11 protein-coding genes are annotated in these 15,983 nt (G+C 40.2%); 4 read left to right on the top strand and 7 right to left on the bottom strand.

What is annotated here, in order from left to right; all coding sequences use genetic code 11:
- Window position 1: 1 nt before the first annotated feature.
- Window positions 2–1,003: a lysylphosphatidylglycerol synthase transmembrane domain-containing protein gene (locus tag HPC41_RS13390; protein WP_172394497.1), complete on the bottom strand. Its 1,002-nt coding sequence runs from the start codon at window positions 1,001–1,003 to the stop codon at window positions 2–4.
- A complete protein-coding gene (locus HPC41_RS13385) occupies window positions 991–2,166 on the bottom strand; it encodes a glycosyltransferase family 4 protein (RefSeq protein ID WP_172394496.1) in 1,176 nt (391 codons plus the stop codon). Before HPC41_RS13385 ends, HPC41_RS13390 begins: the two co-directional genes overlap by 13 nt.
- Before the next feature lie 203 nt (window positions 2,167–2,369).
- On the opposite strand from HPC41_RS13385, the gene HPC41_RS13380 reads away from it, so the two are divergent.
- Entirely contained in the window at window positions 2,370–3,353 is a 984-nt protein-coding gene (locus HPC41_RS13380; RefSeq protein WP_172394495.1) for an endonuclease/exonuclease/phosphatase family protein, read from the top strand.
- A 157-nt stretch (window positions 3,354–3,510) separates the two neighbouring features.
- Here the strand turns inward: HPC41_RS13380 and HPC41_RS13375 are convergent, their stop codons facing one another.
- Window positions 3,511–5,136, bottom strand: coding sequence for an ABC-F family ATP-binding cassette domain-containing protein (locus HPC41_RS13375; protein ID WP_172394494.1), 1,626 nt, complete (start codon window positions 5,134–5,136; stop codon window positions 3,511–3,513).
- A gap of 254 nt (window positions 5,137–5,390) precedes the next feature.
- On the opposite strand from HPC41_RS13375, the gene HPC41_RS13370 reads away from it, so the two are divergent.
- The 3 genes from HPC41_RS13370 to HPC41_RS13360 all read left to right on the top strand — a co-directional run bounded on the left by HPC41_RS13370 (window position 5,391) and on the right by HPC41_RS13360 (window position 9,506).
- Complete coding sequence (locus HPC41_RS13370; protein ID WP_172394493.1) at window positions 5,391–6,371, top strand: hypothetical protein; 981 nt, start codon at window positions 5,391–5,393, stop codon at window positions 6,369–6,371.
- A gap of 597 nt (window positions 6,372–6,968) precedes the next feature.
- Window positions 6,969–8,159, top strand: a complete 1,191-nt coding sequence (gene nhaA, locus HPC41_RS13365; protein ID WP_172394492.1) for a Na+/H+ antiporter NhaA — start codon at window positions 6,969–6,971, stop codon at window positions 8,157–8,159.
- 117 nt (window positions 8,160–8,276) lie between these two features.
- The gene (locus HPC41_RS13360) at window positions 8,277–9,506 is read left to right on the top strand and encodes a DEAD/DEAH box helicase (RefSeq protein WP_172394491.1); all 1,230 of its coding nucleotides are present in this window, start codon (window positions 8,277–8,279) and stop codon (window positions 9,504–9,506) included.
- 85 nt (window positions 9,507–9,591) lie between these two features.
- Here HPC41_RS13360 and HPC41_RS13355 read toward each other — a convergent pair whose 3' ends face one another.
- The 4 genes from HPC41_RS13355 to HPC41_RS13340 all read right to left on the bottom strand — a co-directional run bounded on the left by HPC41_RS13355 (window position 9,592) and on the right by HPC41_RS13340 (window position 15,950).
- Entirely contained in the window at window positions 9,592–9,957 is a 366-nt protein-coding gene (locus HPC41_RS13355) for a VOC family protein (RefSeq protein WP_172394490.1), read from the bottom strand.
- A 174-nt stretch (window positions 9,958–10,131) separates the two neighbouring features.
- On the bottom strand, window positions 10,132–10,998 hold the full coding sequence (locus tag HPC41_RS13350) for a DMT family transporter (RefSeq protein ID WP_172394489.1): 867 nt from the start codon (window positions 10,996–10,998) through the stop codon (window positions 10,132–10,134).
- A 373-nt stretch (window positions 10,999–11,371) separates the two neighbouring features.
- Window positions 11,372–12,799 (bottom strand): efflux transporter outer membrane subunit, encoded by a 1,428-nt coding sequence (locus HPC41_RS13345; RefSeq protein ID WP_172394488.1) that lies wholly within the window; start codon window positions 12,797–12,799, stop codon window positions 11,372–11,374.
- 1 nt (window position 12,800) lies between these two features.
- Window positions 12,801–15,950, bottom strand: coding sequence for an efflux RND transporter permease subunit (locus tag HPC41_RS13340; protein ID WP_172394487.1), 3,150 nt, complete (start codon window positions 15,948–15,950; stop codon window positions 12,801–12,803).
- Window positions 15,951–15,983 lie beyond the last annotated feature (33 nt).

Genomic DNA, 15,983 nt, shown 5'->3' with positions numbered 1-15,983 from the left:
TTCAGATGGTAACATGTAGTTTTTTGCGTTTAATACATAAATAAAATATCGCGCCAATGGCTGCCCAGAATACCTGACGGCCACGCCTTAGGAGGGAAACACTCAGCCAGATGCTCCCGCCTGAAATTCCGATCATGCTAAGTAATAACTTATTTGAGATTTCTTCAACTCCTAGTTGACCAGGAACAAATGCACCAGCGCTCTTCAATAGGATGACGCTCATGTCAAGGATTAATCCATGAATTACGTTGACCTCAACGGCCAAGAATTTTAGAATCAGGTAGAATTCGAGACTCCCTACAAACCAATGTAGCGCAAACAGAAGATAGGAATACCAAAACATGTTATTTTGCTGTTGGTAAAAGTCTTTCGTATTCCAGCACAATTTCTGGAGCTGATTTTTTGCTTTCCCAAAAAATGAAGTGTCGGCAGGTATATGTTTAGGCGCTGTTTTGGTAGAGATTAACCAATAGAATATCAAAAGGACAACTAATAATAAAGTCGCACTGACGACATAGATGGCATATCCCGTATACCGCATTACTTCATTTTTTAGTGGCGAGCATATCAGCCAGATCATTGTCAGCAAGAATAGGCTTAATTGCGAAAGTATGGCTGTAATACGCGAGATGGCCACGGAGCTGAGTCCCTGCTGTAATGGAATATGATAGCGTGTCAGTAATTCGGCTTTCAGTAGATCCCCGCCGATAACGCTTGTAGGATTAAAGAGTCCGACAGTTTCACCAATTTGACGTACCGCAAAAAGCTCTGCAAGATTGATGTTTTTTTTCGAAGATCCCAGGCAAATCCACCAGGCGAAAGTCCCGAAAAGATAGGCCACTAGAGTGATCAATAATAGGAGGGTAAAGTGGTAACCAATCGTTGAAAGCTCTCGTTTCAAAGCGGACAGATCACTGTGGAATAAGAAAGCTGCCAGGGATAGCACGATCACAAGCAAAAATACAGCTTTAATGATCCGGCGAGGTGTTATTAATTTGCCCATGCGAGGTCTGCATCTTGCGTTTTATCGGCAAGTAATTGAATGTCATCAAAGTATTGTTGAGATAAGCCTGTCCAATCCAATTGGCCTACATAAGAAAGTCCGGCGGCAACCAGTTTTCTTTTTAGTGTTGTGTCCGACAGAATCTTCTTCATATAATATACGTATCCAGCAGCATTTTCGGGCTGACATTTAAATCCATTTACACCCTGCTCAATGAGGGAGGCTGAACCGCCACCATCGGCGATTACACAAGGAAGGCCCGAAGCCAAGGCTTCGACAACAACGTTACCATAGGTTTCTGAAACTGAAGGAAAAACAAATACATCTGCAGATGCATACAATATTGCAAGTTCCTGATGCGTTTTTTTCCCCAGAAAAATAGCATTGGGCATTTCCTGCATTGCCGTCGCCTTTGCTGTTCCTTCACCGACGACAATGAAATTGTAGCCCAGTTTTTGCGCGTATATGTGCTGGTAGATTTCAATTAAGGTTTTGATGTTTTTCTCCCAGACAATTCGACTTACGAATAGTACCGTTGGTTTTTCATTTTTAGTCAGTTGGTGGATATAATCCGCATTCTTTTTTTTTGGATTAAATAGCTGTGTGTCAATGCCTCTTTGCCAGAGCTTCAAGCCGCCCTGTTGAAGTCCGATCTGTTGCAGTTCAGTTAAGATGGATTTGGTGGGGACGTAGACAATGTCACATTTGTTGTAAAAATTATTCATTGCTTTTTTCATCCATTGTTCTGTGGGTTTGACCAGCGGTAGGATGTTCTTAAAATAATAGGCAATGTAAGAGATGAAATGGGTGTGGTATATTGTTAATACAGGGATATTTCTACGTTTGGCATAGTTCAAGGCAAAAAATCCGAGGAGAGAGGGAGTCGCAATATGAATGATATCCGGAGCAAATTCGTCCAAAGCCACTTCAAGCTTTTTTTTGATGAGTTGCGGAATGGCTAGGCAATAGTCATCATTGACGGGTATTTTAAATGTGGGTACTTTGTAAGAACGAAAGTCCCGGAATTGTGTGGGACCGCCACCATAAATAAAGAAGTACCTAAAATTTTGTTTGTCAATACGGTTTATCAACTGAAACATCGTGCGAGATGCACCATCGAAATCTTCCACGAGTATTTCTGTAAAAAAGGCTACCTTTCTCATTTTATTCTTATTAGGGGTTTCATAAAAATATTTGAAAAGCGTAACTCAAAAGCTATTTAGATATTAATCTTTTATCATTAAAGTATTTGTAAATTGTTAATTATTAATAATTTGTCAATGATTTTTATAAGTAAAATTAATTTTAGAATATAGTTGACCTAATCTTGCAATGGTATTTTTGGAATGAACAAAGTATTCAGTCCATGTTATTAGATTTATTGTTCGAAAGAAAAGCAAGACTTAGAGGTCTCCGAAAGGTTCTGATTTTAGCTGTTTGCGCTTCGGCGGGCATCATGTTGGGCTTTAAATTAAAGCCTAAGGAAGTGAGGCCAATGAATTTCGTTTATGTCGATATGCCAAATGCGCAGGCGGGGCAGCTCAATTTATTAACTTATAATATTGCGGGGCTTCCGGAACTCATTTCCAGTGCTGTAACCGAAAGAGCTTCGAGCATAGCATCGATTGGCGAGCGGATCAATGCCTTCGATATTGTCAATGTGCAGGAGGATTTTAACTACAATAAGTTTTTGTACAGTAAGAATAGACATGCCTACCGGACCGAAAATATGGGTGGCGTACCATTCGGTGACGGATTGAGCACACTGTCAAAATATCCTATTCAGGACTTTGAGCGAGTGAGCTGGGAAGACTGCAATGGATCAGACTGTCTGACTCCGAAAGGTTTTTCATACGCCCGGATCCAATTGGCAAAAGAAGTCTTTATTGATGTGTACAATGTCCATGCAACGGCACAAGATGATCCTAATGCAGCGATAGCCCGTCGGAAGAATTTGAATCAATTGAAGAATTATATTCAAAAGCACTCCTCGGGACAGCCTTTGCTCGTAATGGGCGATTTTAATGCCCATTATACGTATGTATTGGATAATATTGTTTCTTTTCAAGATGAGTTAGCCCTGGTGGATGCATGGGTGAGTCTGAAAAATAAAGGGAAAATCCCTTTATGTGAAGAAGACTTTGCTGCCCGGGCAGCGTTGGACTTAACGGATGACTGTGAGGGAATTGATAAGATTTATTACCGTAACGATGACCATATTATATTTGAAGCTAAGAACTATCAGGTTCAAAAGAAGCTTTTTCAAAATAGGGAAGGGCTAGATCTTTCTGACCACTGTGCAGTGTCGCTGCAGCTGGAATGGCGATTGACAACTCCTTCTGACCAGTAGACTTTCTCCATTCTTTCATATCAATCGCGATTAGCACTGAACCCCTTTCAGTGCTTTTTTTGTAGAGGAGGGCCTGTCAATTTAGCGAAGAGCTTATCAATAAAAAAAGCCCCATAAAATAAATTATGGAGCCTTTATAAAATTGGGATAAATTATCTTATTTATACATCTCTTCGCGCTGCGCTTTTACAACATCGCTGTTGATGTATTCATCATACGTCATTAATTTATCGATGATCCCTTTCGGTGTCAATTCAATGATTCTGTTTGCAACAGTTTCAGTTAACTCGTGGTCACGGGAGGTGAACAGCATAGATCCTTTAAAGTCTGACATCCCATTATTTAATGCAGTAATTGATTCCAGGTCCAAGTGGTTGGTTGGTTCATCAAAAATCAAAAAGTTGGCTCCCTGTAGCATCATTCTTGAAAACATACAACGCATTTTTTCGCCTCCTGAGAGGACAGAAACCTTTTTCATTACTTCCTCGCCGGAAAACAACATCTTGCCCAAAAATCCCCGTATGAATTGTTCGTCTGCTTCAGGGTTGGTTGTATAGTCTCTTAACCAATCAACTAAATTTTCGTTTTTGCCTTCAAAAAAGGCTGCGTTTTCAATTGGCATATCGGCAGGAGTGATGGTAACGCCCCATTTGAATTCACCACCAAAATCCTTGTCCCTACCTGTGATGATATCATAAAACGCCGTTGTGATCAATGAATTTGGTCCCAATACCGCAATCTTATCACCTTTATTAATCATAAATGTGATATCCTTAAAGAATACTTCACCATTGACAGTTTTACTCAAACCTTCTACCTGTAATGTTTGATCCCCAGGCTCACGGTTCATCGTATTGAACATGATTGCAGGATATTTACGGTTGGATGGTTTGATCTCATCGATATTGATCTTATCCAGGGCTTTCTTACGGGAAGTAGCTTGTTTTGATTTGGATGCGTTGGCGGAGAAACGACGGATAAATTCCTGTAGTTCCTTCACCTTGTCTTCCATCTTTTTATTTTGATCAGACCGTTGTTTTAAAGCCAATTGGGAAGATTCGTACCAGAATGAGTAGTTACCCGTATAGATGGTCATTTTACCAAAGTCGATATCTACGGTATGCGTACATACAGCGTCCAAGAAGTGACGGTCGTGGGAAACAACTAACACGATAGCCTCGTAGGTGGCTAAAAAGTCTTCTAGCCATGCAATTGTATTGATATCTAAATCATTGGTAGGCTCATCAAGAATCAAGATATCCGGATTACCAAATAAAGCTTGCGCCAATAAGACCCGTACCTTTTGGTTACCGTCAATTTCTGATACCAACTTGTAATGCAATTCTTCTTTAATGCCCAAGCTACTCAATAGTGTGGCTGCATTGGACTCGGCATTCCAGCCATCCATTTCTGCAAAAAGGCTTTCAAGTTCACCGGCACGTTCGCCATCTGCATCAGAGAAATCCTCTTTCATGTAAATGGCGTCTTTTTCTTTCATGATTTTGTAAAGCTCCTGATTGCCCATCATGACAGTTTCTAGTACGGTATATTCATCGAAAGCATAGTGATCTTGACTCAATACCGACATGCGTTCGCCTGGAGTAAATGCAACCGAACCTGTAGAGGGATCAACTTCGCCAGAAATAATTTTTAAGAAAGTAGATTTACCAGCTCCGTTGGCACCAATAATACCATAACAGTTGCCGGGTGTGAATTTTAGATTGACATCTTCGAATAGTACACGTTTACCATAACGAAGGGATAGATTTGACACATTAATCATGCTGCAAAGATACGTTTTAAACTTGTATTTTTTAACTATTTCCAAAGATCGTTCCCAATAAAATCACTGAAATTTTTGATTTTCAAAAAAATGGATAAGGGTTCCGGCTATTGACTTAAAGGGAGATGGATATGATTACAATGGAGGTTGTCATACACTTCCTAGATTTGCCGCAGATTAACAAATTATGAAACGCGAAATAGCGCAATAATTGGCTTCTTTTTTGTTGCTTTGCTGTTGAAATAAAATCAATTATGAAAAGAAATCACATTACGTATGCCTTATTGCCAATTTTTGCCCTTTTGCTCAATTTGCAAAGTGCTCACGCTCAATTTGGTGGACTGCTTGACAAGGCGAGCAAGGCTGTAGCTTCCAAAGGAAGCAAAATGTTAGGATTAGACAAGCTATTGAAAGAACCTGAAGCAATAAGCACAAGCTTTGAAGATGTGGATCGGACAGGAGAGGAGATGCCCGATTTTCAAAATACTGCTGTATATAAGCCGTTGGCAGAATTGCCGAAAAATGGTCATGATGGTTATCTGCTCGAGGCCGGTCATTTTGAAATAACAAACAAAAGCTATTGTTTAAAAGCAGGGACTTATGCACCATCCAAAGGAGATGGCTATATGTATGCGCCCACGCTAGGCAAAAAGCGGGAGGTTGTGATCGCCATCTTGAAAAGCGCAGAAAATCATCCCGAAGTGGAACAATCATCTGTACAGATGTTATTGTGGACAATTATAGCCAAGACTAAATTTATCGATTATTCCGGCGATGTCAAAGAAACCGCATTGAAGTTATTGACAGCAGAGCAGCTATTGAAGTTGGAAGGGGGAGCACTGGGCATATTACCTTTCGATGTTGTACAAAAAGCGAAAGATCAGATGCCTCCTGCTGTGCAAATCGTATTTGAAGCGGAGAATAATATCAGACAGCTGGTTTCTTCAGGCAATTATTCTTATGCTGAATTCGAAAAGTATGCAATTATGGCGGGTATGGCCGAACCGCGTACGGATGTACCAAGTGGAATCTGGTCACTTCATCCCGATGGCTATTACGTCAGATATTTCCCCAGCAGTTACTCCATGACCAAAGTACAGGTGTATGTGCCGGAGGGACTGATCGTTAAATTGAAAGGTAAAAAGCTGGTTTATGATGCAACAGATGATATCGCATGTCCAGCTAATACGGGATCACAACGTTTGGCACAGACAAATGAGCCAATTAAAGACTAAGGATGATGTGGGCAAAAAGAAATTTGTTTAGTTGAGGAGAAACAATAAGGGAGATCAAGTGATCTCCCTTATTCATTAAATTTCCTCTTTTGCCTCTTGTACAATATATAAACGATGACAATAATTGCGATGATCCCTAAAATAATATAATGGGAACCTGATTGTTGTTGATGTTGGGTTGTATCCTCTGTCGTCTGCGCATATGTAAAATTTGCTACGAAAAGAAGCACCATGAAAATCCACTTCTTGCACATAATAAACGGTTTATTAACTATAGTAGCAAGCTAACTATTTTTTGCTACAAAGACAAGTTAATTTTACAAAAATGACAATCTTAACACGTTTTTTAGAGTGGTTGTCATATAATGGGTTGATTTTTATTAAGATGGAAGGTTTTAACAGAATGTATAAATTTAAATTGTTCAGTTAAAAAGGAAAGATCATTATTCAGACTAACTTTTTTAGATTTTGCTATGAAAAATGAGTTTACTATGTATAATAATACAATAAGACTTATGTAATGCCGTTCGTTTGTCGGATTAATGGTCGTAAAGTTGTATATTGTGAACCTTTTGAGCGCTTAAAGAAATTAATGTCATGTCAAAACTTATTAATTTAACTGTCTTTAGAGAATTTTTAAAATCTAGCTTTGCTGGTGGGATTATTCTTTTTTCCTGTGTCATCTTGGCACTGATTGTAGCAAATACGTCTTTATATAGATCTGTCATGGATTTTCTTCTTCAAGAAGTAGGATTTGAAACCGAAACTATCCAGTTGAAGTATTCCTGGCTTTTGTGGCTCAATGACGGGCTGATGGCTATTTTCTTTTTATTGGTAGGATTGGAGATTAAGAGAGAAATAGTTGAGGGCGAATTATCTTCAGTAAGTAAAGCGGTTCTTCCCATTTTAGCCGCAGTGGGTGGAGCACTATTGCCTGCGTTAATCTATGCTGCGATTAATCAAAATGCTGCAGATACGGCACATGGATGGGGCATTCCCATGGCAACAGATATTGCTTTTGCACTTGCGGTAATCACACTTTTGGGCAATAGGGTACCGGCTAGCCTGAAGATCTTTTTGGCTGCTTTAGCTATCGTAGATGACTTGCTTGCGATCTTGGTGATTGCTTTGTTTTACAGCAGCGGAATTCACGCAACTTATCTATTTATTGCCTTGGGCATATTCGTTTTTCTGATTGTCCTCAATAAACTTGGCGTAAAAGCACTGTGGGCTTATCTTATACCAGGTGTATTTATTTGGTATTTTATCCATCATTCTGGTATACACGCTACTATTGCTGGCGTATTGGTTGCGATGACTTTACCGACGACTCCTGATGAAAAGGAATCTCCGCTGGAAAAGCTAGAGCATTTGCTGACTAAACCCGTGAACTTTATTATTATACCTTTGTTTGCATTTGCAAATACATTAATTCCTATTCATGCAGAAATGGTGGGCGGTCTAACATCGAAATTGGGACTCGGAATTATTGCAGGACTGATTGTAGGAAAGTCCATTGGGATATTTTTAATTTGCTTTATTGCGAAAAGTCTGAAAATAGCGCAGCTTCCTGAAGGCGCAAGCTGGATGCAAATTTTCGGTGTCGGCTTATTGGGCGGGATCGGTTTCACCATGTCTATTTTCATTTCTATTTTATCTTTTGATGACGCCGCTTTGATAGAGGAAGCTAAATTTGCGGTTCTCATTGCCTCGCTATGTGCCGGTATACTGGGATATACAATGTTGCGATTGGCTGATAATTCCAAAAGGAATATAAGTAAAAGTTGAGGTTTTAAGACGTCATCAGGATCTTTATTTTGTGTGTAGGCTCGGGCGAAGGAAATGCTGACCTGATATATAGATTAGTTTTAGTAACTTAGCACATATTTAATAAAATAATAAAATTTGAGATTTACTGAATTTGGTTTTGTTCCGGAACTGGAAGAGGGCTTAGAAAGCATGATGTTTGAGGAGGCTACGCCTATTCAAGAACAGACAATTCCCATCATTAAGGAAGGAAGCGATATGATTGCCTGTGCACAGACAGGTACAGGTAAAACGGCGGCCTATATGTTGCCAATTTTAGATGCTGTCGCTCGAGATGCTAAAGAATCCATACGCGCGATTATCCTTGTCCCGACGAGGGAGTTAGCGCTTCAAATCGATCAACAGATTATGGGAATGTCCTACTATACTGGGGCAACTTCCATCTCGATCTATGGCGGTGGTGACGGGATGGGGTACGAACAACAGAAACGAGCTGTTCGGGAAGGGGTTAATATCATTGTTGCCACCCCTGGTCGATTGATTAGTCACCTTACCTCGATGAAAGTCGATTTGACTCATCTGACACATTTTGTATTGGATGAAGCAGATAGTATGCTGGACATGGGGTTTCAGGATGATATATTGCGGATTGTCAGTTATTTACCTAAGAAAAAGCAGATGCTGCTTTTTTCTGCAACAATGCCCCTCAAAATCCGGAATTTTGCGCGGAAGATTCTTTATAAGCCAGTTGAGGTCAATATCGCTATTTCAAAACCCTCAGAGGGTATAGACCAGCGCGCATATCTGCTGTACGATAAGCAAAAGATGGATCTATTGAAAATTATCTTACAGAACGCAAATTATGTATCAGTTATCATTTTTGCCTCACAAAAAACTACGGTCAAATTATTGGCGCAGGAACTGCAAAAGCAGGGCATAGATGCGGAGGGTTTTCATTCTGATCTTGAGCAGGCCAAACGTGAGGATATTATGAGCCGGTTTAGATCACGTCAGGTGCGGGTACTTGTGGGAACAGATGTAATTTCGCGTGGTATCGACATCGTAGGTATCAGTTTGGTCGTCAATTATGATGTTCCGCCGGATCCCGAGGACTATGTGCACCGTATTGGTCGTACGGCAAGAGCGGCAACCACGGGTACGGCGATTACTTTTGTGAATGACAAAGATCAGCAACGTTTTTCCCAGATTGAAAATCTAATTGGTTATCCGGTCGAACAAATAGCATTACCAGAAGGCTTTGATGCGGGGCCTGTATATAATCCAGCAAAGAAAAGCGGTAATCCGCAAAATCGAAGACGCTTCAATAAGAACAAAAATAAAAATTACCAAAAACAAAAAAGGGCCTAATAAATGCAGTGCCCCCAAAAAGTTAGACACTTTCTGGGGGCAGTCCACAACTGGCCCTTTTTTGTTTTTCCTTGTTTAAGTTACCCTATTCTGCCGCCCACACAGCTAGCTCATAGCCATCAGGGTCTTTGAATTGAAATCTTTTTCCACCAGGAAAACTGAAAATATCTTTAACAATACTGCCTCCTGCCTGAATGACTTTGGTACGTGTGGAGACCAAATCAGCCGAGTAGAGGACGACCAAAATACTACCGTTTATTGGTGTTCCAACCGTAAAACCGCCATCCACATATTTGCCATTAAAGGCTGTATACGTAGGACCGTAATCTGTAAAGGTCCAGTCAAAACTTGCTGAATAGAATCTTTTTGCTCTTTCAAGATCGCTTGATAGAAATTCAAGGTATTGAATTTGCTCATGGATGAGTTTGTTGTCTGAAGAAGAATTACTCATGATATTGTTTAATTGATGTTAATTTTCTTGAAGGATGGGTTTGAATGTCTGAACGCTAATGAACACGTGATGTAAATATAAGACTTTGTCCCAACACAATTTAAGACTTATTTTTTGAATTTGATATTACAAAACTAAACCATCACATTATCTTGCCTATTGTTGATATTCCAATCATTCCTTCTTGGTACTGATGCTTGCCTGAATGAGTACCGAGAGCATAACCAATGAAAGCCCCAGGTAGAATGATCGACTGAGTTCTTTCGTTTCATTGAGGAATAAAAACGCAATTAGGATTGCGTATACAGGCTCCAGGTTGAGACTTAAATTGAGCGTAAATGCAGAAATTCTCTTTAAGATTTCAGTGAAAGCAATGTATACTGCAACGGTACAACAAAGAGATAATATAACGAGGTAAATCATATCCTGTGTACTGGGGATAAAAGAGGACATCGGATAATAATAAAGATAATAGGGAAGTAATAGGCCAAGACCAACTGTTCCACCAATCATCTGGTAATAATTAATTACAATACTATTGTACCGCTTGACCAAACGCTCGTTATAAATCGCATATAGCGAAGCAAAGGCAGGCGAAATAATTCCCAAAATAATGCCTAGTTGATGCGCTGTATCGAAATGGAATATCAAGGCAATGCCACACAGTGTGAGCCCACTTAGGAAGAATTCTGAGCGTTTAAACCTTGTTTTATTAATGATGGGGGCAAAGATTGCGGTAAAGAAACTGGCCATGCAGTAACAAACGACACCAATTGAAATATTGGAATATTTAATACTCGCATAAAAAAGTAGCCAGGAGGCGGTAATCAATAGTCCATTTTTTGCAATAGCTAGTTTTTCACCTATGTTGATTTTATGTGCAATTTTAAACCATTTTGAAATTAAAAACAGAAAAATGGCCGAGAGAAATACGCGATACCAGGTAAGCATACCTTCGTTGAGACTGATGATTTTCCCCAATACACCCGATATGCCTAAACATACGACAGCAAGGTGAAGTATGAAATATGAATGTTTCATAAAATGTTATCTTCCAGATCTATCATTAAAAGGATAGATCCTATTGTTATAAAATTTGATTGAGAATTTAAACATGGGGAATCACCCGATTATTCGGTGCCATGCTTTATTAATATTTTACCAAATATTAAATGATTGGAGGAGGAAGACAGCTCGTTCTGTTCATAACATCTATTGCTTATCCGAAGGTAATAAATTTTAAGGATTAAATTCAACGGAGCAAAAAATATTTACATGCTGTTCAGGCGATTGTATTTAATTAAACGGTACAAACGATCAGAAAAGGGCTAATAAAAATTAGCCCTTTGATTAAACTATGATGAACACGCGGTATGCTTAGAAACCGGGTGAACGAACTTTTTGTTGCGGTGAGTTACTGTTGTTCGGCGTCGCTTACCCCACCCAATGCGCGGTAAAGATCCACCACTGCATTTAGTTTTTCCCGTTTAATAGTAATATGCTCGAGGTCATTTTGTAATGCATTGTTTTGCGCAGTAATGACTTCCAGATAATTTGCCATGCCACTTTTATATAAGAGCGCTGCGTCTGAGGTAGCTTTGGCTAATGATTTGGATTTAGCTTCAATAAGTTGTAATCTTTTTTCGCTGTGCTTAATTTTTGCCAGTGCATCTGATACTTCGGAAACCGCGCCCATAACAGATTGCTTAAACTGAACGGCTAATTTCTCCCGCTCGATTATCGCAATTTCATAATTGGTCTTTAAAGCACCTTTTTGAAAGACCGGTTGGGTAATGTTTCCTGCTATTGTTTTCACAATGGAACCCGGTAGATCAAACCAGCGATTGAACTGAAATGAGTTTGTTCCGATCGAAGGGGTCAAACTTATTGAAGGATACATTGCAGCTTTGGCTAATCCCATTTTACTGTTGGCAGCAACGATTGCATATTCAGCAGCTTTTACATCCGGCCTCCGGCTAAGCAGTTCGGCAGGAACACCTGTCGCTACCGTTTCGTTGACGAACGATACATCAAGACCCTCAGAACGTTGTACCTTAGCTGGAAAACTGCCACAGAGGATGCTCAAGGCATTTTCTTCGGTAGCAATGTTCTGCTCTGCTAAGGGAATTAGCAATTCTGCAGTTTTCTTTTGAGCTTCTGCTTGCTCGACAGCTAACGAACTCACAAGGGAAGAATTGTATTGCAAGCGTATCATACTCAATGTGCTGTCGCTAAGCTGAACGTTTTTTTGTGCAATCTTGAGCTGTTCATCCAATGCGATCAAATTGTAATATGATTGGAGAACCTGAACAATAATACGGGTCTTTAACGCGGATAAATTCTCCTTTTGCCCAAAGAAATTTGCTAAAGCTTCTTCTTTCTGCATTTTAGCCTTTCCCCAGATATCGGCTTCCCAGGATAATCTGAGCGTAGCGCTGTAATCATCCATATAGGGTGTTCCAATAAATTGATCGCTGAGAGAACCATTGAGGGAATTGGTGGACAACCAAGTTCTATTCGCGCCCAAATTTAGATCGAGTGTTGGTAATAATCCCTTTTTTGTTTGTTTATAAGCGAGCTCCAATTGTTGCATACCAAGCAGTGCTACACTTACATCTGTGTTTTTAACCAGTGCTTTCGCTATAAGTGCGGTCAGATTAGGATCTTTTACGAACTCCCGCCAGGATAAAGCCAACGTATCTGAAGTCAGGACAACTTCGTTATTTCTGAAATTCTCCGGAAGATCCATATCCGGGCGTGTATATTTTTTACCCACACTGCATGAAGCAAATAGTAGGGAAGTACCTGCTAAAGTAATAATATAGTGATGAAATTTTTTCATTTTAATCCTTTGTTTTATCCGCCAGTTTTTTACTTGAAACCTTTTCTTGTAAATATTGAAACGCCAGGTACAATAACGGTATAACGATTACACCAAGGACGACGCCACTTAGCATACCCATTGCTGCTCCGGTGCTAATGGAGTGATTACCTGTTGCTGTCCCCCCTGTAGCAAACATCAATGGGATCATACCTGCTATAAAGGCTAGTGAAGTCATCAAGATCGGTCGAAGACGCGCTTTGGCACCTTCTAGTGCTGAGTCAATGAGCGAAGCACCCGCCCGTCTACGCTGCAATGCAAATTCAACAATTAAAATAGCGTTTTTGGCCAGAAGACCGATCAACATAATTAGTCCCACTTGCACGTAAATATTGTTGTCAAGACCGATAGCACGTGTACCTAAGAACGAACCTATGATCCCCGTTGGAATTGATAATAGAACGGCCAACGGTAACAGATAACTTTCGTATTGTGCAGAAAGTAAAAAGTAAACGAACAACAAGCTCAACGTCAGAATAATCATGGTCTGGTTACCAGAAGATTTTTCTTCTAGGCTAAGTCCAGTCCATTCGTAACTATAGTCTCCAGGTAATTTGTTCAATACGTTTTTCTCCAGTGTTTCCATAATTGCACCATTACTGATGCCTGGATTGCTGACCACATTTATGGTGAGTGAGTTGTACAAGTTGTAACGTGTTACGGATTCTGGTCCATAGACTTTGCGTAGTGTCACCAAGGTATTTACCGGAAGCATTTCCCCTTTATTATTCTTGACAAATATTTCATTGAAAGCGTCCTTATCTGTTCTAAAAATTCCGTCTGCTTTTACAGCGATCCGATAGAATTTACCAAAACGATTGAAATTCAAGGACTGATCACCGGCAAAATAAGTCTGAACGGACGAAAGCATTTCACTGACATCTACTCCTAGTTGAGCTGCTTTATCTTCATCAACTTCCAGTTCCATCTGTGGGTAATCTGCTCTAAACATGGTATAAGCAAATTGTACACCTAGTTGTTGCATGATCTTGGAAATGACAGAATCGGACATTGCTTTTAGCTCTATTGGAGATTTTCCGGCTCTATCCTGCAGTACGAGTTCGGCTCCATTCATCATCCCGTAACCGTCAACGGGAGGGGAGCGGAAGGCCATTGCATTACCTTCTTTAACGGTGGTCAGCTTTTCAGAAATTATCTGATGAATCTGATCAATATCATTCATTTTACCACGTTTCTTCTTATCTTTTAGACGGATGAAACCAGTTGCATAGGCCGCGCTGGAGTTGTTTCCAATCATATTGAAACCAGTGATACTGGTATGACTTTCAATAGAAGGGATGTCAGCTAGTAACTTCTCTATTTTTTCAACAGCTTTTGTCGTCCGGTCGAGACCGGTGCCCGGAGGCATCTCCAAACTGTACACGACAAAGTTGTCATCTTCCATGGGTACGAAGCTCTTTGAAGTACTTGTCATTAGGTATCCTGCAGCAGCTATCGTGGTGATAATTAATAAAGCCGCTACCCATTTTCTTTTGACAAGGAATCGCAGTGAACCAACATATCTATTTGTCATATTTTCAAAACCAGCGTTAAATGCTTTGAAAAAACGTTGTGAGAATCCTGTTTTCTGCATTTGCTCCGTGTGATTTTCTGCATGTGTGTTTTTCAATAACAAGGCACAAAGCGCAGGTGTCAATGTTAGCGCATTGATTGCTGAAATGACGATAGCAATAACGAGGGTATAGGCAAATTGTTTGTAAAACATTCCCGACGAACCGGTCATAAAACCAATCGGAATAAATACGGCACACATGACCAAGGTGATTGAGATTACTGCACCTGTTATTTCGCTCATAGCACTATGCGTGGCCTCATTGCCGGTCATGGCCGAAGTTTCCATTTTACCATGGACAGCTTCGACAACGACAATAGCGTCATCGACTACAATACCGATGGCCAATACCAAGGCGAAAAGGGTCAATATATTGATGGTAAACCCAAAAACCAGTAAGAAAAAGAATGTTCCTACAATGGCTACTGGTACCGCGATTGCGGGAATGATCGTCGATCGTATGTCCTGCAAGAATAAGAAAACTACCAGAAAGACCAGAATAAATGCTTCAATTAGTGTAGAACGCACTTGAGCGGTACTTTCGTCCAAACGTTCCTTGGTACTAATCAGTTTAAATATCTTGATTCCAGGAGGAAAAGAGCGTTGTGCTATTTCAATCTGTTTATCGATCCCTATTTCGATTTCATTGGCATTGGAGCCAGAAGTCTGGAAAATACCAATTGTAACCGTGTTCAAACCATTGTTTTGCGAATTACCGCTATAGCTGATCGAACCAAATTCTATCCTGGCTACATCTTTCAGACGGACGATCTGAACGTCATTATTTTTAACAATAATGTTTTCATACTGTTCAGGGAGGTTCTTTTTCCCCTTATATCGAATGACATATTCCAGAGGTGCTTTGGATTCTTCACCTAATTTTCCAGGTGCAGATTCCAGGCTTTGTTTGGAGATAGCAGCGATGACTTCCTGGGGTATAAGACCATAACTGGCCATTTTTTGAGGGTTCAACCAAACGCGCATGGAGTAATCTTTGGAACCAAATACCATGGCTTGGCCCACCCCTGGAACACGCTTGATCTGTGGGATCAAGTTGATGTTGACATAGTTCTGTAGGAATAATTCATCATATTTTTTGTTATCTACAGTATAGATATTAAAAATCATGATCATACTATTCTGTTGTTTGGAGGTCGTCAATCCCATACGGACAACTTCCTGTGGCAAGATTGGTGTCGCTTGCTGTACCCGGTTTTGTACGTTTACGGCAGCCTGGTCTGGATTTACACCGGCCTTAAACACGATACGCACAGAAAATGTACCGTCGTTACTCGCTGTTGAGGTAATGTATTCCATGTCCTCAACACCGTTGATCTGTTCTTCAAGTGGTGTAACAACTGAGCGTAATACCGTCTCACTATTACCTCCGGGGTAACTTCCTGTGACCTGGACGGTAGGTGGTGCAATATCGGGGAACCGTGTCTGGGGTAATCTTAATAGACCAATAACCCCGAGTATAACAAATATGATAGATATAACAGTTGCCAAAACTGGCCTGTCAATAAATTTCTTCAGCATTTTATTTTAAATTTTAGATAACTTGTACTGCGG

Source organism: Sphingobacterium prati (assembly GCF_013167215.1).
Classification (GTDB): Bacteria; Bacteroidota; Bacteroidia; order Sphingobacteriales; family Sphingobacteriaceae; genus Sphingobacterium; species Sphingobacterium prati.
Note: the sequence above shows the minus strand (reverse complement) of the source record. Positions and strands in the feature narration are given on the sequence as shown.